This window comes from Bacteroides ilei (genome assembly GCF_900128495.1).
Classification (GTDB): domain Bacteria; phylum Bacteroidota; class Bacteroidia; order Bacteroidales; family Bacteroidaceae; genus Phocaeicola; species Phocaeicola ilei.
Map to the genome: position 1 here is coordinate 645,908 of NZ_LT635801.1, position 18,947 is coordinate 664,854.

Genomic DNA, 18,947 nt, shown 5'->3' on the forward strand with positions numbered 1-18,947 from the left:
TACATTCCGCTTAGGGGCGTTGCCCCGGAGCGTTTAGTTTTTCGGCCATCTGTTGTCAAGCGCAGCGTTGCCCACATTGATAAGCTCAGCGGAGAATGTGAGTGCGATGGTCATCGGCACGTCGTTGTTCACGTCAAGAGTTTCCTTGTAGTGTACGATGTAGGCGTTCTTGAACTCGATTTCCTTCATCTTAGCATCCTCTTCAATCTTCTTGTACACGATTTTTCCTTCCACCTGCTTGAACTGGCTGTTCAGCATGGCTTCGATGGTCGCAGTGTCGTCAGTTGATTCGATAACTACCGAAACACGTCCTCCCTGGATGTTTGAGGATGGTTTTCCCTTCGCGTCTGTTGTACGACTGAATTCATACTCAGAGTGCAGTACGTCATACTCTTTTCCTGCAAATTCCAATGTAGCTCTAAATGATGCCATAATTGATAGAATTTAAAAGTTTAACAATAAATTTGAATGACTCCGTTTCCCTTTTCTGAATCCTGTCGTCTTCCGTCAGAAAACAAAAAAAGAGAAAACTTCAAAAACGATCTTTTGAAATTTCCTCCGGTTCTTCCAGACGATTTCTGTTTTATTTGTGGAAAAAGAAGAAGAAAAATAAAACATCATCTTTGTCAATCGCAATTATAGGGAAATAAAATCATATATCCAAATATTTCTCCGATTTTTTTAGAAAAAGTTTTTTTGTAATCTTATATTATATGGATTTATCTTGTTGTAGTATTATGTTTTGCTCTTTTTCTTTGAACATTATTGTTTCTTTGGCAAAACTATAACGGATAATTTGTAGTTCAGATAAAAAACAATAGATTTGCAAATGTCACAATCTGAAATTTTGGAAATATATGAAAGAGAACAATACATTCGTGGCTCTATGTACAGAGTCTTTTACTTTCAATCATGCCGCAATATGTTCTGTTGCTATGGTGAAGGTGATTAATTCTGTAATAGTGCAGGAGCTCAATTCGCTTATCAGACCAGTTGCCGGTAAAGGAAACATGCTGGACACGTTTCTCTCCGTATTTGGTGGTAGTAAGTATGCCAATGCACCGGAGTTCCCGGAAGTGTTACGTTTGATGGAAATATTTACAGGTAATTGTAAGGTTGTGGTTTACGATGAGAAAGTAATTGTACGGTTGCGTAAAAACTGTAGATTCTTTGGCGCTGAGAGCACCTCTTTTTTTACTAATGAGTTTTTTTGTATTTCCCGTATGCCGGGAGAGGAGTTGGAGGAATCATGTGAGTGCTACAAGATTAAGCTGAAAGCTGATTGTTCTTTGCTTGATAAGGCACGTGCCTGTGCCGGATTGTATATGAAAGTCGGGCAGGCTCATAGGCTGTCTTCAAATGAATTGTGCGATGCTTGGGAACTTTTTTCAATGGGTAAGGAGGATTTGTATAATTTGCTTCCGGATCATGAGATTACAAACAGGAATACAATATTTTATCATAAGCATATTTTTATCTCCGGTATTTTTTCCCGATATCCGGATATCAATGTCTTGCTTTCCAAACTGCATAAGTTCGGAGCCATTAACTTGTTTTCATTTTCTTATACAGCCGATATGGTTGTTCTCGGAAAAGGGGCTGACCGCTCGGTTTGGGAAAAATTAAGACAAGATAATAATATTCAAATACTTACGGAAATTGCATTATATGATATTCTGGATGATATTGAAGGACGATAGAATTATGCTTTCGGTAGTTGGTATTCCCGTTCTATTTTAGCAGACAGTTCTTTTGAGTCTGCCTGCCAGTCTTCGCCATAAAGGTTTTCCATCCGTCTTGCTATTTCTTCACGTTCTTTTCCATCCAGAGAATATATTTTATCAATGTAGGTGCTTGCAATGAAAGAAAGGTTTACGGTTTTCAGTTCATTGTCATCAAGTGCATATCCGTATTCAAAGGCTTCTGTAAGGATTGGTTCATAAAAAAGCCTGTCTTTTTTAAGTGCGGCAAGCAGTGCATAGCCATATTGGTTGACTGCTATGGATTTCAATTCCTCTTTCTTGGCAATTTCAGCTCCTTTAAGGAAGCATTTTACAGCTTGTTTGGTATCTCTTGAAAGATTGAATGCGATACCCTTATAGTCATATAGCTGTATCAGAATCTGGTTGCATTCCTTGGTTTCTTCTTTAGCCGTTTGTACAATGCTGATTCCTCTATCTAGTATTTTATGAGTGAAGGCAGATTCGCTTTTGAAACTCAGCATGAATCCTCCATAAATCAGATAGGCTGAAGCCCACATTACCGTTCCTCCAATTTCACGGCATATATCCACAAGCTCTTCTCCCAAATTTTTCACTTCCTGCTTTTTGCCTGCATTTGCAGCTTCTCCCAGTTCAAATAGGCATTTTCTATATCTCACTTGTGGATCATGAGGGTCTCCTTGTGTGGCTATTTCCTTGTAGGCTCCTGACATATTCTGGTTAGGTATTTTAATCAGGCACGCCTTTTCCTTAAGCTTCTCTAGCAGTGGTTTGTATATTTCTCGGCCGTTATAGTCTGTTAATATCAGACTGGACTGGGTTGGAAGAATCTCCGCCAGTTCCTTTATGCACTTGTTTAGTGATTCCACATCTGCTATTTTGTAAACAACGACTGTTATACCCAGTATATTATCCGTGATTCCGGCAAAGGTTTTGAAACTGGTTACCAGACGGACATAAAATGATTTCATTTCGTCAATATCGTCATAGTTCAGTTCTTTTGCTTCCTGTTTCAGTTGTTCGAAGTCCGTCCATTTCCATTCCGGGTATTTTTTCATATCAGTCTCAAAGGACGTAATCCATTCAGTTATCAGAAAAGCATATAATGCCTTTGGCGATTCATAATCCGTCATGAATGCAAGAATAATGTCACTGCTTTTTCCGTAAGCAGATCCTTCCAGACGGATAAATCCTTCCACTAGTGGGTAGTCTTCCTGATTACAAGTTAGACAATATACCTTTGCATCTGGACATTCTTGCCTTTTCTCCATCCAAAGATTCTGTATATAGCCTACTCTGATAGCTATCGGATTATGTTCGTTATTTATCATATCGGATTATATTTCTATTGTTTTAGCAAACTTTGTACTCGTTATTGTATATTCTTTGTTCAAAGACAAAGTCATGTCAGTAAATCATGAGCCCGGATATTGGCGAATATTTTCTGTGGTTTCCGGAAAGCCTGTAATGATTTCGTGTAGTGTTCTTGATACATACGATTCCTTGAAGAATACCAGATCGTTGTTGGGCTTGTTGATGTCTGACTGCAAAGTTTTGTTGGCATAGGACAGGATATCTCGGTCTCTGCTGTTATCATGCTTTCCAATCCGTCCTGAAGCAGCGAGTTGAAACGCAGTTTGAATGGTGGACGGGTAATCTTCGCATTCTTCAGATAGAATCGGATATTCACCATTTTGTAGATGTATCTCATGAGTACAATAATCTTCATGATTGTACTCTTACAGCTGACAGACTTGTCGATAAATACGGTCAGTGGCTTGATATATCTTATTTCCACTTCTTTAAGTGGGCCTAAGTTTTTGATGATTATGGATTCTTTCATTATTTGAAGTTGTTTTCTTATAGACAAAGATAGAGAATAATTAATGGATTACGGGTGTGTGGGGACTGATTTTTCAATATTTAATTTGTTTGCCTCTGTCTCAAACGGTTTTAGTGTTTGTTTGACTACATGTGCCAACGTACATTAGAACAGTTAATAGCCTGTTTTCTTGGTTGTTTTCAGGTAAAAGGCTATCTTTGTAACCAAAATACATTGATTATGTGCAAATTCTCTGAATCTACTAAACAGAAACTTGGTAATGCGATTATATATATTGCGCGTCATACATCCAGTCTCAGCAAGACAAAGCTGTTGAAACTTTTGTATCTGATGGAGGAACGTATGGCGTTGAAATATCATGTCCCTTTCATTGGTATTCCGTTTGAGGTATGGCAGGCAGGCCCTGTAGCGAAGGATGTTTTCGTTGACCTTTCGGACGGCCCGTATCTTCTGAAGTCTTTTGTAAAGACAGATTTCAAGGATGGCGGTACCTTCATTGAGGCGGTAGCAGATTTTGATGACAGCGAATTCTCAGAATGTGAGATAGAGATGATGGACGAGATACTGGCAAAATATGGCAATATGACTGCTTCCGACTTGGTTGCAGAGACACACAAGGAGGGTACTCTTTGGTATCGGGTGGCTGCTCGCACGGGATTGCTGGAAGCATTCAATAAGCATGAATGCAACAACTCCGACCGGCAGATCGACTTTACTGAAGCAATGACTGATTGTGCGGCAGAGGATTATCGCGAGAGTTTGAATATACGGCAGACAGCTAACCTCTTAAATGCGGAATCCCATGTTTGAAGAAGGTAATTTGTTGTTTTTCCGTCCTTTTTTGTTCAAGAACGGAGCTGAGCCGCAGAACAAGTTTTTCCTTGTGCTTAAAAAAATGGAAAGTGATATTTTGCTTGCCAGTTTGCCTACATCTAAAGACCATGTACCATCAGATTTGGAGGTTAAGTATGGATGCTTGAACATTCCGGAGAGGATGCTGAATATTTTTGTGTTTATGGCTGGTGAGAATGTGGCTGTTAAGGATGACGGTACACCTTTTGCGTTTGATGAGAATACTTTTATTTATGGCTCCGATCTTGATACCTATCCGGCTGGACAGCTGGATTTACAGGAGCGTATGGCGCAGACTTCTATTGAAAAAATAGGTACATTGGATGAAGGTGTTTTTAATAATCTTATCGCTTGCCTGTCAGAAAGCAAAATGGTGAAGAATAAGTTCAGAAGAATACTGCAAGATTAGACGTATACTTATGTAAATCTCTATGATTGATTTAAATAATATTGTGGCCAAAGAGGGTATTGGTGAGGGAGGCAATTGGAAAGTATATAGATGCCTGTTGCAGGACTGTTCATCTGTGATTGTCAAGGAGTCTAAAGGTTTTGTTGATATGGTCATAAAAGGCAGTATAAAGAAATATCAGCTTATCAAAGCTTTAGATATTCCTACCACATCGTTTTTGGAAGTGGTTTCTCTGGATGGCAAGTCTGTATTGGTTACAGAGGATTTGAATAGTAATAATCTATGTTTTGTATCTCCTAATAGTGTTAAGACAGAAACAGATGAACTCCTGGCTTGCTTAAGGGATAATTCTATTCCTTGTTTATCTTCTGAAAGGATAGATTCTAAGGCTGAGCAGTATTTTTATAAGAACAAAATAAAGGAAATTTCAAACTTTCCGTCTTTTTTACAACGTGTTAAAGAAGATATTAACAAGGCTGCATGTCACAATATATCTATTGCCTTCGACTCTTATTTCTTCTCTATCGAGAAAGGTAAATTCTGTTCCGTTATTGATTATAGGATTGCAGATTGGGATAATATAGAGGAATGTGAAGATATAGATTTCAAGGAATTATTGAATGCTAATATTGTGGAGTTTCAGGATGCTATGTTTCGGTTCCTTGAATTATTTGTTCAGGAAGGAGAAAAAAGGGAACTTTATCAATCATTGATTTCAGGTCTGACTCCGTAATATTGTAATAAACTTACTGATATATTTTAAATTGATTATTGGTTTTATATATTTATGAATAACTTTTGGATTGTTTTTGTCAAGACTTTGAATCAGACATTAAACATGTTGACTTTGGTTTCTGTCATCCTTGTTTTTTGTTTGGATATGTGGCTTTTTGATATTCCTGCTCCCTGCCAGTTCTTTGTTGCTTGTGGAAAATTCTTTTATGGAGTCGGACTGTCGTTCATTGCCGCCTACATATTCTACCTCATAACAGTTCATTATCCTGAAGTAAAGAAGGCAAGGACTGTTTATAAGGTTTCTGACTTTCCGGCTATGGCAATAGTTACGAATATCGAACGGATATTCTTTGATATGGCAAAGAAGCAAGGAATGGATATTAAGAGGGAGAACCTGAATGAAAAGTTGATTAAGGATATTCTTTCTTCTACAAGATGTTATGATGATTCAACTCTCAATGATATTGATTCTCAAGGGAAAATAAAAGCAAAAAACTGGCTTGGGTATATTGTTTCCGTTGAAAAGACTTATCGCTCATTTATTAATGGTGTCAAACCACTCTATTCTCAGCTTGATTCAGAATATGTTGCTGCTATATCTGAGATTGAACAATGCGATTTTTCTCAGCCTATTATGGCGATGCTTCCCTTTTTAATATTACGACAACAGGCAAAACAGGAATCACAACAAAATACAGATTCAATTACTTTTGAGTTTGGTCTAGAGGATTTTTTTCTTAAGTTATATAATAAATCTCAAGTTTTGCGTAAGATTATTGAAGAACGTCGGCTGAGATATAAATATTAAATTTGTTTTGTATTTTAGCTCTATCCTAAATTGTAGAATAAGTCAACGAAAATCATCAGTGAAACATTATAAAATAGGCTTTTTATACTAACGTGAGTTCGATATAAGAATAAATATAATCTATTGAAAAATAGGAATATAGTAGTAAAGTGTTAAATTTATAGTGTCTAATTAGGGACATTCAGTAAATAGTATAAAATTAGCCAACTAATTCATACACAAAGTGTTGCGAATTAGTTGGCTTTTTTGTATCTTTAGGTATTCCCTCGCAAATAAGGTTTGGCAGCCAAAACGGGGGAAATTCCCCAACTAAGATATGGCTAAGATACAAAATATTTCAGAAATTCACCCTACTTTGGGCTTTACAGAATTTGATATTCTGGAAAAATACCGCAAGAGTTTTAACGAGAGTGAGCTTGGCAGGCTTCACTCGGTGTTTCCGTTTGAGCGTATGGCAAAAGCCTTGGGCCTGTCGGAACAGCGACTGGGACGCAGGAACATCTTCAGCCCTGCGGCAAAGATTGCTCTCATGGTCCTGAAGGCATACACCGGATTCTCCGACAAACAGCTGGTGGAACATCTGAACGTCAACATACACTACCAGATGTTCTGCGGAATCATGATAGACCCGTCCTTTCCCATAACCAACTACAAGATAGTCAGTGCCATCCGTAATGAGATGGCATCCCGTCTTGACATTGAATCCCTTCAGGAAGTGCTGGCCACACACTGGAAGCCGTATCTTGAAAACCTTCACGTGTGCATGACCGATGCCACATGCTACGAAAGCCACATGCGTTTCCCCACAGACATGAAACTCCTCTGGGAAAGCCTCGAATGGCTCTACAGGCATATGTGCCGTCATTGCAGGAATCTGGGCATAAGACGTCCCCGCAACAAATATGATGATGTTGCCAAGGCTTATCTGTCCTACTGTAAGAAAAGAAAGAGAAAGGCATCAAGGACAAGGATGCTCAAGCGCCGTATGATCAGACTCCTTGAAAAACTCCTTATGCAGAGGGATGGAATTCACAGGGAGTATGGAGCCTCACTCCGGTATACTCAGGATTACCGGAAGCGAATTTCCATCATCAGAAAGGTTCTTGTACAGGAGAAGGAAATGTTTGAAGGCCGGAAGGTCAGTGACCGCATCGTCAGTATTGACCGTCATTATGTGCATCCCATCGTCAGAGGAAAGGAAACGAAATCCGTTGAGTTCGGTGCGAAGGTAAACAACATACAGATAGACGGCATATCGTTCATCGAACACCTCTCGTTCAAGGCTTTCAACGAGGGTATACGCCTGAAGGACTGTATCCGCATGCAACAGAAGCTCATGAACGTGAGGGTAAGATGCGTGGCTGCCGATTCCATATATGCCAATAACGCCAACAGGAGGTTCTGCACGAAATACGGAATATCCACGTCCTTCGTACGCAAGGGAAGGGCGGCCAGGGATGAATCCTTGAGGAAGGTTCTCAGAAGTGAACTCTCCAAAGAAAGGACCACCCGGCTTGAAGGAAGCTTCGGCACACAGAAGCAGCATTACTCGCTCTCCAGGGTAAAGGCACGGAACAGGAGGACGGAAATCCTGTGGATTTTCTTCGGAATACATACGGCAAATGCCGTACTGATGATTGACAAGATTAGGAACAGGGCGGTTAAAGCGGCATGATATGATTTTACTGACGGAATCGGAAGAGGTCATCTGGCTTCTTCAGAAGTGTCATGTCCTGACGGATAGAATTATGTAAGAATACATGGAAAAATGACAATAAAAAATGGCATATGAAGATGATAGACCATAATCATTTCATATGCCATCTTATTTTGGGGACATTTACTGAATATCCCTAATTATAACATTTAAACGATTACCACTATGTTCGCAGAGTCTAAAATTACAGAGATTTATTGTATGGCCGATGATTTTTGCAAGGAATTTGCGTTGCAACAGGAAAAATATATGATTGAAGATAAGAATACCAAGCAACGAAACAAACCAAACCGCATGAGCGATGCTGAAGTTATAGTGATTCTTATCCTGTTTCATTCCGGTGGTTTTCGTTGCTTCAAGCATTATTACAAGGAGTATATCTGCAAACATCTGAAAAACCTATTTCCGTGTCAGGTGTCCTACAACCGTTTTGTTGAACTGGAAAAGGAAGTACTGCTTCCCCTAACCATTTTCATCAAGAAAGTACTGTTAGGGACCTGTACCGGCATCAGCTTTGTTGATTCCACTCCCTTATATGTTTGCCGTAATCAGAGAATATTGATTTATAAGACATTCGAAGGACTTGCTGAACGTGAAAAATGTTCTATGGGATGGTTTTCGGATTTAAGATTCATCTGATTATTAATGACAAAGGTGAAATCCTCAATTCCATGTTTACTCCCGAGAATGTGGATGATCGGGAACCGTTGAAAAGGGGAAAGTTCCTGGAAAACATCAAAGGAAAACTATGTGCAGACAAGGGATATATCGGTCAGGCTCTATTCGAAAACCTTTTTCTTAACGGCATACAGCTTTTCACTAAAGTTAAAAATAACATGAAGAATACCCTAATGAGTATAGCCGGCAAGATTCTGCTTAGAAAAAGAGCTTTGATTGAAACTGTCAATGATGAATTGAAGAACATAGCACAGATAGAGCACTCCAGACACCGTTCCTTCAACAATTTTATTGCTAACTCTTAGTCGGCTATTGCAGCATACTGCTTCTTTGAGAAGAAACCCGCCATTGATGTTAATTTTATCAATGACGGGCAACTTCCTATCTTTTGATTTTATATCGAATTCACGTTGTATTAGAATAGCCTTTTTGTTCCCTATCCTTATAGCCCGTTCCCGATAGTTGTTTTAACCACTTAACACCTGTTTGTTTCCCTGAAAAAGAAAGCCCCCAATCCCTCAATTATCATACGGGGAGAAAAAACGAACAAATATGTACTAAGCACAAAGGGAAAGCTAATCCCTTAAAACCAACAGAAGAAGACAGGGAAAACAATTAAAATACCTGTTGATAACTTTTGGGGAGAAGGTGATTTTTTAATCATTGTATTACCATGTTTTATACTTATATAAGATTATTCGTTATTATTTATAGATTTTTCTTGAATGACTAATAAAGCATTATGAATGTAATCAATACTTCTCGAACTAAATAATTTTAATGGTGTATTAAAGTTCTCTTCAAAATCAATTATTCTTAAATTATTCTTATATAGCATTGAAACAGGACAAATTTCAAATATAATTTCTCCATTTCCAAAAGAAATATCTGCATAGAGTTTTATTTGAGATTGCTCCAACCTGATTTCAATGGATAATATAATTTCATCTATCCAATCTTCTTCTGATTTCTTCCAAGCCTTATTACATACAGTACTTATATTCCAATTATATATATCTTCTCTTAAATCTACTTCTATTCTCGAATACGCAACATTATCCATATTAAAATTCTTAATTGCTGAATTTATATGTGCTAATGTTGGTTTTATGAATAGTTCACTCCATTCTCCAAGACTTACAATATTGCTTAGCTTCTTACCCATAACCATTTTAATGACAAATTTTGACTGAATCTGTTCTTGCTTGTTGAACTTGTTCCGCTAATGGATTAGGAACACCTTCTTTACCCTTTAAGTTACCCCATTCGGTTATTTTAACTTTATCAGGATCATTTTTTGGTTTAATACTAATGTGTCCTCCACCGTCATCAACTGCTATCAAATCACTGCCTAATTTAGATAAATCTAAAACTTGAGCTTTCTTTACATTTGGTAATCTTTGTTTTAAGACATCAGTACTTGAAAATGTGGAAAGTCCTTCTATATCTTTCGGTAATGATGGAGTATAGTTATTTAAAGTATTTCCACCAGCTCTATATACTGTGCCCTCTGTTAAAATATCGCCTTTCGCTAGTCCAAATACATCAACCTGACTATTTATATCAAAAACATAAGCATACAGTGTCGGATTATTCCCTGCAAGCCCTATGGGGTCTTGCGATAAATAATTGCCAGTATTAGAATCATACCAGCGGAAACGATTGTAGTACAGCCCATCAAGTTCGCTTTCAGCGTACATTCCTTGCATACAGAACGGAATGAAGCATTTTTCTCCTGAATATTCTTTCGCGTTTCCGTACACGTCCAGCAGCATTTCCCAAACAAGCTTTCCCTTGCTATCGTATGCCTGCGTAGGCGTTCCCAGATAGTCATGCACAATCGTGTACCGTTCCTGTTCCGTCACCTTGGCTACGGGCGTGAAGTTCTGTCCGTCATACACCCATGTAATGACATTTTCAAATGTCACCTTATGGTCATAACTCTCCCTTCCCATGTCGTCCGTCACAAGCCGTGGCCGTTCGTTCTCCCTGCAGTCCCATTCATGCAGCAACACGTTGCCGTCCCAGCAGAACATCCTTGCCGTTCCGTCAGAGGTCTTTGCCGTGCGTCTGCCCAATGCGTCATACTCAAAGGTTACGGTCTTTCCTTCCGGTGTGATGACGCTTTCCAGCATACCGTTGGCCAGCCACGTGTAGCAGGTGTCTCCCGGCTGCCATGCCTGTGCATCGTCTGCTTTTGCTTTCTCACTTCCCGAGAAGATACCCAAGAATCCGTGCTTTGCCTGTGCCTTTGGCGCTTCTGTCAGATTTCTCCGGCTCTTGCATACGAGGTTCCCCTCGCAGTCATAGCTGTAGTGGAACTCGCCGTCGCTTAGCAGCCGTCCGCCCCTGTCGTAGGTGCGGTCTCTGCGGTTCTCGTCCTGGTAGATGTTTCCCACCAGGTCGGGTGTGCGGAAGATGCGGTCGAACATACCGTATTCTCCCCGTATGAGGTTTCCCACCGAGTCGTAGTCGAAGATTACCGGTTCTGCCGACAGGTTGCAGCGCATCGACATCAGCCTTGCGCCCACATCCCATCTGTAGCTGCGGAATCCCGTATGCCTTCCGCCTGAATACACGTGGCGCGAGCGCACCATTCCCGTGTCGTCATAGTCCGTGGCTATGCGTATTCCTCCCGTGGCGAAGCGTTCCACCTCGCGTCCGGCATCGTCACGTCTGATGCCGCTTTCCCATTTGGGATTGGCTTCCTTGCCGCAGCTTGCACTTACTCCGCTTACCAGTCCGAAGCTGTCATAGTCCAGCCTCACGTCTGCGCCCAGCGAACTCCGTACCCTTGTGCGGTTTCCGTAGCCATCGTATTCCGATTCCACGGAGGTCACTTCCACGGGTGTGTCTCCTCCGGGCAGTTCCATGCTTTCCCTGGTGATGCGTCCTGCCGCGTCACGCTCCAGCCGGATGCGTGCCGATGCGTTTGCCGCCATTACCAGGTTGCCGTTCTTGTCGTAGGAGTATTCCTCTTTCGTGCCGTCATGATATGATACAGTACACACGCGTCCCTTTGCGTTATATTCGTAAGCGGTGCTTCTTCCTCCGGGGCGTTCCACAAGTACGGTCTCTCCGGCACGGTTGCGTATGTAATTGCGCGTCATGCCGTCAAATCCCCTTTCCGTGCATACCTGTCCGGCCTTGTCACGGACGAAGCTGTATGAGTCGCCACGTTCATTCACCACGTCCGTCAGCCTTTCCATTCTGTCATAAAGGAATTTTACCTCACATTCGCCTTCCGCACGTGTGGCAAGGCTTCCCAGCGGAGTGTATGTCATCCTTACGTGGCGGTGTGCATCCCGTGCTTCCGTCACGCTGTCGTATGCGTCATATCCCAGTTCCACCGTGTTGCCGTCATGTGCGTACACGCGTGTGACACGTCCCAGCGCATCGTATTCGAAGCGGTCAGGCCGGAGCATGGGCGAGTGTTCTGCAGTCACCTGTCCCTTGTGGTCATAGTCCCACCGTCGCAGTGTCTTGCCGTTCTCGTTCCACGAAACGAGGTTGTACTGCTCGTCGTATGCCAGTTCGCTTACCCGGTCTCCTTGTGTCATTCTGACGAGCATTCCGTGTTCATCATATCCAAAGACCGTCACCTCTCCGGTTGGTCCTATGGTTCTGGCTACCAGATGTCCGCGTTCCTCATCGTACAGCCGGTGCGTACGGTGCCCTTCTGCATCCACCCGTATTATGGGGCGTCCCAGTTCGTCATATACATACATTTCACCGGTCCCGTCAGGATGTGTCACTCCAGTGAGGTTGCCTTCCGGATCATAGCTGTAGCCTGTTACGCGTCCTTCGGGATCGGTTACGCGATACAGTTCCGAATGTTCGGTATATTCATATCGGGTGATGTTGCCCAGAGGGTCTTCTTCCGAAGTGACGATTCCGTCCGGCCTGTATCTGTAGGTGGTTACTCCACCCGTGGCATCGGTCACCAGGTTGTAGCCCTTTTCCGGATGGTACTCGATGCGTCCCTCCTGAATGCCGTCCTTGCCCCAGGTATGCACGCAGCGTTCCTTGCCGTCATATTCCCAGTGGAAGGTATCTCCGTTGCGGTCTGTCTTTTCTGTCATCAGATGTCCCTCGTACATGATGCGTGTGGTCTGTCCGAGTGCGTCAGTGATGGCCGTCATGTTTCCGTCCCTGTCATAGTCGTAGGCCACCAGTGTCTCTGTTCCCTTGTCTGTCTCAAGCGATAGCCGGGTGATGAAGCCGCGTCGTTCTGTTTCTATACGGATGCGCCTTCCGGTCGCATCTGTCATTCCCGACGGCTTTCCGTTGCTGAAGCCTATTGTGGTACCCAGTCCGTCCGGGTTCACCGCCTTTGTCATGCGGAAACGCAGTCCGTCACCTTCGCGCATATCAAACACATAGGTCATCCATGTGTCTTGGTCGTATGCCTCGTATCCTGTTTTTGTATGCTTCAGGGTGATTCGTTCTTCACGGAGGTAGAATTCTTCGCCTTCAGCTATAGCCGGAAATGCCACGGCCCGTCCGTCTTCCATGCGAAGTGCCACTGCATCGTCTTCGGGCAGTTCCTGTACGGTACGGTCATAGATACTATGCACACCGTGCCCCAGCCATCCCGTGTAGTGGGAGTCTGAGTACCATGACCGTTCCCAAGACAATGGCACCGGTGAAGGAAAACGAAAGTCCAGCCCTTCGTAAACCACCACGCCGCTTACCAGATCGACCGGCTCGAAGCCCATCTTACAGAATTTTTCGGACAGTTTCTTTGTGCCTGGCACTTTCTGCATTACCTTGCTTTTAAGTACCTTGTGGTTGAATTCTGTCAGTATCTTCTTGCCAATCTTGCTGCCGCTTTTTACAGCGGCCTTCAGCACGGAACTGAACCCGATGCTTGAAAGCAGTCCCATGGCCGCCCCTCCGATGTCCGGGATATATGGGCCGCCTACAAATACGGGCTTTCCCGTCGGGGCGGGGATGGAGAATGATGTCGGCGCGAAGAGCGTAGGCTTCAGCTTCTTTTTTCCTGCCTTGCTTTTTCCCATGGTGGCAGACAGCGGAAGCCCCGTGTCGTTACAGGTCATCACCATGTATCCTTTCGGACTCAGGCGGCTGCCGTCAGAGAATACACTCTGTGATGAGAAAAAGTTCATGCTTTCATGTCCGATGACGGGTGCCATCGTAAAGGCTCCCACCAGTGGGATATGCGACATGGTAAGCAGCATGCCGCTCGTATCGGACACACCTCTTTTCATTCCGTTTATGGTGACGTTTGTCCCGAGAAACGGAATGTAGTCGGCCGGGTCAATCACTATCCCTATGTAGGGATGGATGGGATTGTAGGGCGGTACGGTGGTTGTATGTACGTCCACGCCCGTAACCGATGTCATGTGTGTGTCCGCAAGCAACATAGAAAGTTTCTTTAACTTAAAGTGTTTATGTAAATGAATATATGCTTCTGTGACATAGCACCAAGATTCTTCAAGATTTTATCATAATTTTTGATAATATAAATTACTTGTTCCTTTCGTTAAGTTATTATTTATGGTCTATTGATAAAAAGTTTAACCGCATTAAATTCTTTTGCGTTGCATCTAATTTTGAAAATATTTTTTTTTGTTCTTTTATGAGTCATTATTAATTTGTTGTCTTTTAAATAAAAGACAACATTATTTAGGCTTGTTTTACCTTTTCCTCCATTACCCCATTTACAAGGGAAAAAATATAAAACTTGATTTTTTTCTTTGTTAATGTCTATAAATCCGTTTTTATTCTTTCCGCAAACAACTATTAAGCGAAGAGTGTTCTGGGTTTCTATATATGAATCCACAGAAGGTTTGGAACAAACCAATATACCTATAAGCATATGTATTAATACCATTTTCATTTACTTGCATTTATTTAATTTTTTTATTTTATCTGCTAGAATTGAAGGCGTTACACCAAATAAAAGATTTTTTTTGTACCATGGAATTTTTATCTCATTTATTCCCGCTGCTTGAGATGCTCCATATGCAAAACTTGCACATTGTCTATTTCTAAGGTTATAACCTATTCCATTTCCATTTTTTGAAGCAAATTCATTGATATAGCTTCTTAAATTGCTCATTTGAGTATCATCTATATCATAAGTTATACTAACTAAATCAGGGCTATGCAGATGGGATACATCATTATAATCCAACGCTCCTTGCATGTCTGAAAAAGTAATTCTTAGGATATCGCCTTTGCCACTAAATCCAGGATCAGGCCATTGACCTATATATTCAGTTGTACCATTTTCTGTAATACTAATAAAGGCATGTCCTATCGGATCTCCTTTAGGAGAATCTGAATATATTGTAATTTGTCCTTTTAATCCTAATAAGTCTATTTTTATATTAGCATTATTTACATAGGAATAAATATTTATACCTCCGATAATCGAAAGAGGATCTTTACTAGTATAATTTCCCATTTCAGGAGAGTAGTACCTGAACCTATTGTAATATAGACAAGTTTCGCTATCTTCATACTGTCCCTGATACCTGAACGGAACAAAACATTTTTCTCCTGTATATACCTTCGCGTTCCCGTACACATCCAGCAGCATCTCCCATACAAGTTTTCCCCTACTATCGTATGCCTGCGTAGGCGTACCCAGATAGTCGTGTACTATCGTGTACCGTTCCTGTTCCGTCACCTTGGCCACGGGCGTGAAGCTTTGTCCGTCATATACCCATGTGATGACATTTTCAAATGTCACCTCACGGTCATAGCTTTCCCGTCCCATGTCGTCCGTCACAAGCCTTGGGCGTTCGTTCTCCTTGCACTCCCATTCGTGCAGCAGCACGTTGCCGTTCCAGCAGAACATCCTTGCCGTTCCGTCGGAGGTTTTTGCCGTGCGTCTACCCAGTGAGTCATACTCAAAGGTCACGGTCTTTCCCTCCGGCGTGATGACGCTCTCCAGCATACCGTTGGCCAGCCATGTGTAGCAGGTGTCTCCCGGCTGCCATGCCTGTGTATCGTCCTTATCCGTTTTTTCACTGCCCGTGAAAATGTTCAGGAAGCCATGCCTTGCCTGTGCCTTTGGTGTTTCTGTCAGATTCCTCCGGCTCTTGTGTACGAGGTTCCCCTCGCAGTCATAGCTGTAGTGGAACTCACCGTCGTTCAGCAGCCGTCCGCCCCGGTCGTAGGTGCGGTCCCTGCGTTTCTCGTCCCGGTAGATGTTCCCCACCAGGTCGGGAGTCCGGAAGATACGGTCAAACATGCCGTATTCTCCCCGTATGAGGTTTCCCACCGAGTCATAGTCAAAGATGACCGGTTCTGCCGACAGGTTGCAGCGCATCGACATCAGCCTTGCGCCCACGTCCCATCTGTAGCTGCGGAATCCAGTATGCCGTCCGTCGGAATATACGTTTCGCGAGCGAACCATGCCCATGTCGTCATAGTCCGTGGCTATGCGTATTCCTCCCGTGGCGAAGCGTTCCACCTCGCGTTCGGCATCGTCACGCCTGATGCCGCTTTCCCATTTGGGATTGTCTTCCTTGCCGCAGCTTGCACTTACTCCGCTTACCAGGCCGAAGCTGTCATAGTCCAGCCTCACGTCTGCGCCCAGCGAACTCCGTACCCTTGTGCGGTTTCCGTAGCCATCGTATTCCGATTCCACGGAGGCCACTTCCACGGGTGTGTCTCCTCCGGGCAGTTCCATGCTTTCCTTGGTGATGCGTCCTGCCGCGTCACGCTTCAGCCGGATGCGTGCCGATGCGTTTGCCGCCATTACCAGGTTACCGTTCTTGTCGTAGGAGTATTCTTCTTTTGTACCGTCATGGTATGATACGGTACACACGCGTCCCCTTGCGTCATATTCGTAGGCGGTGCTTCTCCCTCCGGGACGTTCCACAAGTACGGTCTCTCCGGCACGGTTGCGTATGTAGTTGCGTATCATGCCGTCAAATCCCCTTTCCGTGCATACCTGTCCGGCCTTGTCACGGACGAAGCTGTATGAGTCGCCCCGTTCGTTCACCACGTCCGTCAGCCTTTCCATTCTGTCATAGAGGAATTTCACCTCACGTTCGCCTTCCGCACGTGTGGCGAGACTTCCCAGCGGAGTGTATGTCATCCTTACGTGGCGGTGTGCATCCCGTGCTTCCGTCACACTGTCGTATGCGTCATATCCCAGTTCCACCATGTTGCCGTCATGTGCGTACACGCGTGTGACACGTCCCAGCGCATCGTATTCGAAGCGGTCCGGTCGGAGCATGGGCGAGTGTTCTGCAGTCACCTGTCCCTTGTGGTCATAGTCCCACTGTCTCAAGGTCTTTCCATTCTCGGTCCACGAGACGAGGTTGTACCGCTCGTCGTATGCCAGTTCGCTTACCCGGTCTCCCTGTGTCATTCTGACGAGCATTCCATGTTTATCATATCCGAAGACTGTCACCTCTCCGGTCGGTCCTATGGTTCTGGCTACCAGATGCCCTCGTTCCTCATCGTACAGCCGGTGCGTACGGTGCCCTTCTGCATCCACCCGTATTATGGGGCGTCCCAGTTCGTCATATACGTACATTTCACCGGTTCCGTCAGGATGTGTCACTCCCGTGAGGTTGCCTTCCGGATCATAGCTGTAGCCTGTTACGCGTCCTTCGGGATCGGTTACGCGATACAGCTCCGAATGTTCGGTATATTCATATCGGGTAATGTTGCCCAGAGGGTCTTCTTCCGAAGTGACGATTCCGTCTGGCCTGTATCTGTAGGTGGTTACTCCACCCGTGGCATCGGTCACCAGGTTGTAGCCCTTTTCCGGATGGTACTCGATGTGTCCCTCCTGAATGCCGTCCTTGCCCCAGGTATGCACGCAGCGTCCCTTGCCGTCATATTCCCAGCGGAAGGTATCTCCGTTGCGGTCTGTCTTTTCTGTCATCAGATGTCCCTCGTACACGATGCGTGTGGTCTGTCCGAGTGCGTCAGTGATGGCCGTCATGTTTCCGTCCCTGTCATAGCCGTAAGCCACCAGTGTCTCTGTTCCCTTGTCTGTCTCAAGGGACAGCCGGGTGATGAAGCCGCGTCGTTCTGTTTCTATACGGATGCGCCTTCCTGCCGCATCTGTCATTCCCGACGGCTTCCCGTTGCTGAAGCCTATTGTGGTACCCAGTCCGTCCGGGTTCACCGCCTTTGTCATGCGGAAACTCTGTCCGTCACCTTCGCGCATATCAAACACATAGGTCATCCATGTGTCATGGTTGTATGCCTCGTAGCCTGTTTTTGTATGCTTCAGGGTGATTCGTTCTTCACGGAGGTAGAATTCTTCGCCTTCAGCTATGGCCGGAAATGCTACGGCCCGTCCGTCTTCCATGCGGAGTGCCACTGCATCATCTTCGGGCAGTTCCTGTATGGTACGGTCATAGATACTATGCACACCGTGCCCCAGCCATCCCGTGTAGTGGGAGTCTGAGTACCATGACCGTTCCCAAGACAATGGCACCGGTGAAGGAAAACGAAAGTCCAGCCCTTCGTAAACCACCACGCCGCTTACCAGATCGACCGGCTCGAAGCCCATCTTACAGAATTTTTCGGACAGTTTCTTTGTGCCTGGCACTTTCTGCATTACCTTGCTTTTAAGTACCTTGTGGTTGAATTCTGTCAGTATCTTCTTGCCAATCTTGCTGCCGCTTTTTACAGCGGCCTTCAGCACGGAACTGAACCCGATGCTTGAAAGCAGTCCCATGGCCGCCCCTCCGATGTCCGGGATATATGGGCCGCCTACAAATACGGGCTTTCCCGTCGGGGCGGGGATGGAGAATGATGTCGGCGCGAAGAGCGTAGGCTTCAGCTTCTTTTTTCCTGCCTTGCTTTTTCCCATGGTGGCAGACAGCGGAAGCCCCGTGTCGTTACAGGTCATCACCATGTATCCTTTCGGACTCAGGCGGCTGCCGTCAGAGAATACACTCTGTGATGAGAAAAAGTTCATGCTTTCATGTCCGATGACGGGTGCCATCGTAAAGGCTCCCACCAGTGGGATATGCGACATGGTAAGCAGCATGCCGCTCGTATCGGACACACCTCTTTTCATTCCGTTTATGGTGACGTTTGTCCCGAGAAACGGAATGTAGTCGGCCGGGTCAATCACTATCCCTATGTAGGGATGGATGGGATTGTATGGAGGCACGGTTGTCGTATGTACATCCACGCCCGTAACTGTTGTCATGTGGGTGTCCGCCAGTAACATAGGC

The 18,947-nt window shown here is 44.2% G+C and carries 13 protein-coding genes and 1 pseudogene; 7 read left to right on the top strand and 7 right to left on the bottom strand.

All coding sequences use genetic code 11. From position 1 onward, the window contains the following. Positions 1–33 precede the first annotated feature (33 nt). Positions 34–432, bottom strand: coding sequence for a type VI secretion system tube protein TssD (gene tssD / locus BQ7489_RS02730; RefSeq protein WP_071150226.1), 399 nt, complete (start codon positions 430–432; stop codon positions 34–36). Positions 433–857: 425 nt separating this feature from the next. Here tssD and BQ7489_RS02735 point away from each other — a divergent pair, with 425 nt between their 5' ends. Next, positions 858–1,700, top strand: a complete 843-nt coding sequence (locus BQ7489_RS02735) for a hypothetical protein (RefSeq protein WP_071150239.1) — start codon at positions 858–860, stop codon at positions 1,698–1,700. A 2-nt stretch (positions 1,701–1,702) separates the two neighbouring features. Here the strand turns inward: BQ7489_RS02735 and BQ7489_RS02740 are convergent, their stop codons facing one another. Then, positions 1,703–3,052, bottom strand: coding sequence for a hypothetical protein (locus BQ7489_RS02740; RefSeq protein WP_071150238.1), 1,350 nt, complete (start codon positions 3,050–3,052; stop codon positions 1,703–1,705). Positions 3,053–3,123: 71 nt separating this feature from the next. Beyond that, entirely contained in the window at positions 3,124–3,564 is a 441-nt protein-coding gene (locus tag BQ7489_RS02745) for a hypothetical protein (protein WP_071150237.1), read from the bottom strand. Between the two features lie 219 nt (positions 3,565–3,783). Here BQ7489_RS02745 and BQ7489_RS02750 point away from each other — a divergent pair, with 219 nt between their 5' ends. The 6 genes and pseudogenes from BQ7489_RS02750 (at position 3,784) to BQ7489_RS02775 (ending at position 9,155) form a co-directional block, all read left to right on the top strand. Then, positions 3,784–4,374, top strand: a complete 591-nt coding sequence (locus BQ7489_RS02750) for a Panacea domain-containing protein (RefSeq protein ID WP_071150236.1) — start codon at positions 3,784–3,786, stop codon at positions 4,372–4,374. Then, on the top strand, positions 4,367–4,825 hold the full coding sequence (locus BQ7489_RS02755) for a hypothetical protein (protein WP_071150235.1): 459 nt from the start codon (positions 4,367–4,369) through the stop codon (positions 4,823–4,825). Before BQ7489_RS02750 ends, BQ7489_RS02755 begins: the two co-directional genes overlap by 8 nt. Positions 4,826–4,847: 22 nt before the next feature. Continuing rightward, complete coding sequence (locus BQ7489_RS02760; RefSeq protein ID WP_071150234.1) at positions 4,848–5,558, top strand: hypothetical protein; 711 nt, start codon at positions 4,848–4,850, stop codon at positions 5,556–5,558. Positions 5,559–5,663: 105 nt separating this feature from the next. After that, positions 5,664–6,368: a hypothetical protein gene (locus BQ7489_RS02765; RefSeq protein ID WP_071150233.1), complete on the top strand. Its 705-nt coding sequence runs from the start codon at positions 5,664–5,666 to the stop codon at positions 6,366–6,368. A gap of 316 nt (positions 6,369–6,684) precedes the next feature. After that, positions 6,685–8,043 carry a transposase gene (locus tag BQ7489_RS02770; protein ID WP_072529909.1) on the top strand — a complete coding sequence of 453 codons (1,359 nt, stop codon included), beginning with the start codon at positions 6,685–6,687 and terminating at the stop codon, positions 8,041–8,043. A 207-nt stretch (positions 8,044–8,250) separates the two neighbouring features. Further along, positions 8,251–9,155, top strand: a pseudogene (locus tag BQ7489_RS02775) (IS982 family transposase). Between the two features lie 302 nt (positions 9,156–9,457). Here BQ7489_RS02775 and BQ7489_RS02780 read toward each other — a convergent pair. The 4 genes from BQ7489_RS02780 to BQ7489_RS17990 form a co-directional block, all read right to left on the bottom strand. Next, the gene (locus tag BQ7489_RS02780; protein ID WP_159434503.1) at positions 9,458–9,928 is read right to left on the bottom strand and encodes a hypothetical protein; all 471 of its coding nucleotides are present in this window, start codon (positions 9,926–9,928) and stop codon (positions 9,458–9,460) included. A gap of 7 nt (positions 9,929–9,935) precedes the next feature. Next, positions 9,936–14,150: a DUF6531 domain-containing protein gene (locus BQ7489_RS02785; protein ID WP_235817105.1), complete on the bottom strand. Its 4,215-nt coding sequence runs from the start codon at positions 14,148–14,150 to the stop codon at positions 9,936–9,938. Between the two features lie 131 nt (positions 14,151–14,281). Then, the gene (locus tag BQ7489_RS02790; protein ID WP_071150230.1) at positions 14,282–14,626 is read right to left on the bottom strand and encodes a hypothetical protein; all 345 of its coding nucleotides are present in this window, start codon (positions 14,624–14,626) and stop codon (positions 14,282–14,284) included. Continuing rightward, complete coding sequence (locus BQ7489_RS17990; RefSeq protein ID WP_235817104.1) at positions 14,627–18,943, bottom strand: RHS repeat-associated core domain-containing protein; 4,317 nt, start codon at positions 18,941–18,943, stop codon at positions 14,627–14,629. It abuts the gene before it with no gap. Between the last annotated feature and the right edge of the window lie 4 nt (positions 18,944–18,947).

Excerpts from the sequence above, each read along its gene's own strand:
- tssD (WP_071150226.1), bottom strand. The coding sequence starts at position 432 with ATGGCATCATTTAGAGCTACATTGGAATTTGCAGGAAAAGAGTATGAC.
- BQ7489_RS02735 (WP_071150239.1), top strand. The coding sequence starts at position 858 with ATGAAAGAGAACAATACATTCGTGGCTCTATGTACAGAGTCTTTTACT.
- BQ7489_RS02740 (WP_071150238.1), bottom strand. The coding sequence starts at position 3,052 with ATGATAAATAACGAACATAATCCGATAGCTATCAGAGTAGGCTATATA.
- BQ7489_RS02745 (WP_071150237.1), bottom strand. The coding sequence starts at position 3,564 with ATGAAAGAATCCATAATCATCAAAAACTTAGGCCCACTTAAAGAAGTG.
- BQ7489_RS02750 (WP_071150236.1), top strand. The coding sequence starts at position 3,784 with ATGTGCAAATTCTCTGAATCTACTAAACAGAAACTTGGTAATGCGATT.
- BQ7489_RS02755 (WP_071150235.1), top strand. The coding sequence starts at position 4,367 with ATGTTTGAAGAAGGTAATTTGTTGTTTTTCCGTCCTTTTTTGTTCAAG.
- BQ7489_RS02760 (WP_071150234.1), top strand. The coding sequence starts at position 4,848 with ATGATTGATTTAAATAATATTGTGGCCAAAGAGGGTATTGGTGAGGGA.
- BQ7489_RS02765 (WP_071150233.1), top strand. The coding sequence starts at position 5,664 with ATGTTGACTTTGGTTTCTGTCATCCTTGTTTTTTGTTTGGATATGTGG.
- BQ7489_RS02770 (WP_072529909.1), top strand. The coding sequence starts at position 6,685 with ATGGCTAAGATACAAAATATTTCAGAAATTCACCCTACTTTGGGCTTT.
- BQ7489_RS02780 (WP_159434503.1), bottom strand. The coding sequence starts at position 9,928 with ATGGGTAAGAAGCTAAGCAATATTGTAAGTCTTGGAGAATGGAGTGAA.
- BQ7489_RS02785 (WP_235817105.1), bottom strand. The coding sequence starts at position 14,150 with ATGTTGCTTGCGGACACACACATGACATCGGTTACGGGCGTGGACGTA.
- BQ7489_RS02790 (WP_071150230.1), bottom strand. The coding sequence starts at position 14,626 with ATGAAAATGGTATTAATACATATGCTTATAGGTATATTGGTTTGTTCC.
- BQ7489_RS17990 (WP_235817104.1), bottom strand. The coding sequence starts at position 18,943 with ATGTTACTGGCGGACACCCACATGACAACAGTTACGGGCGTGGATGTA.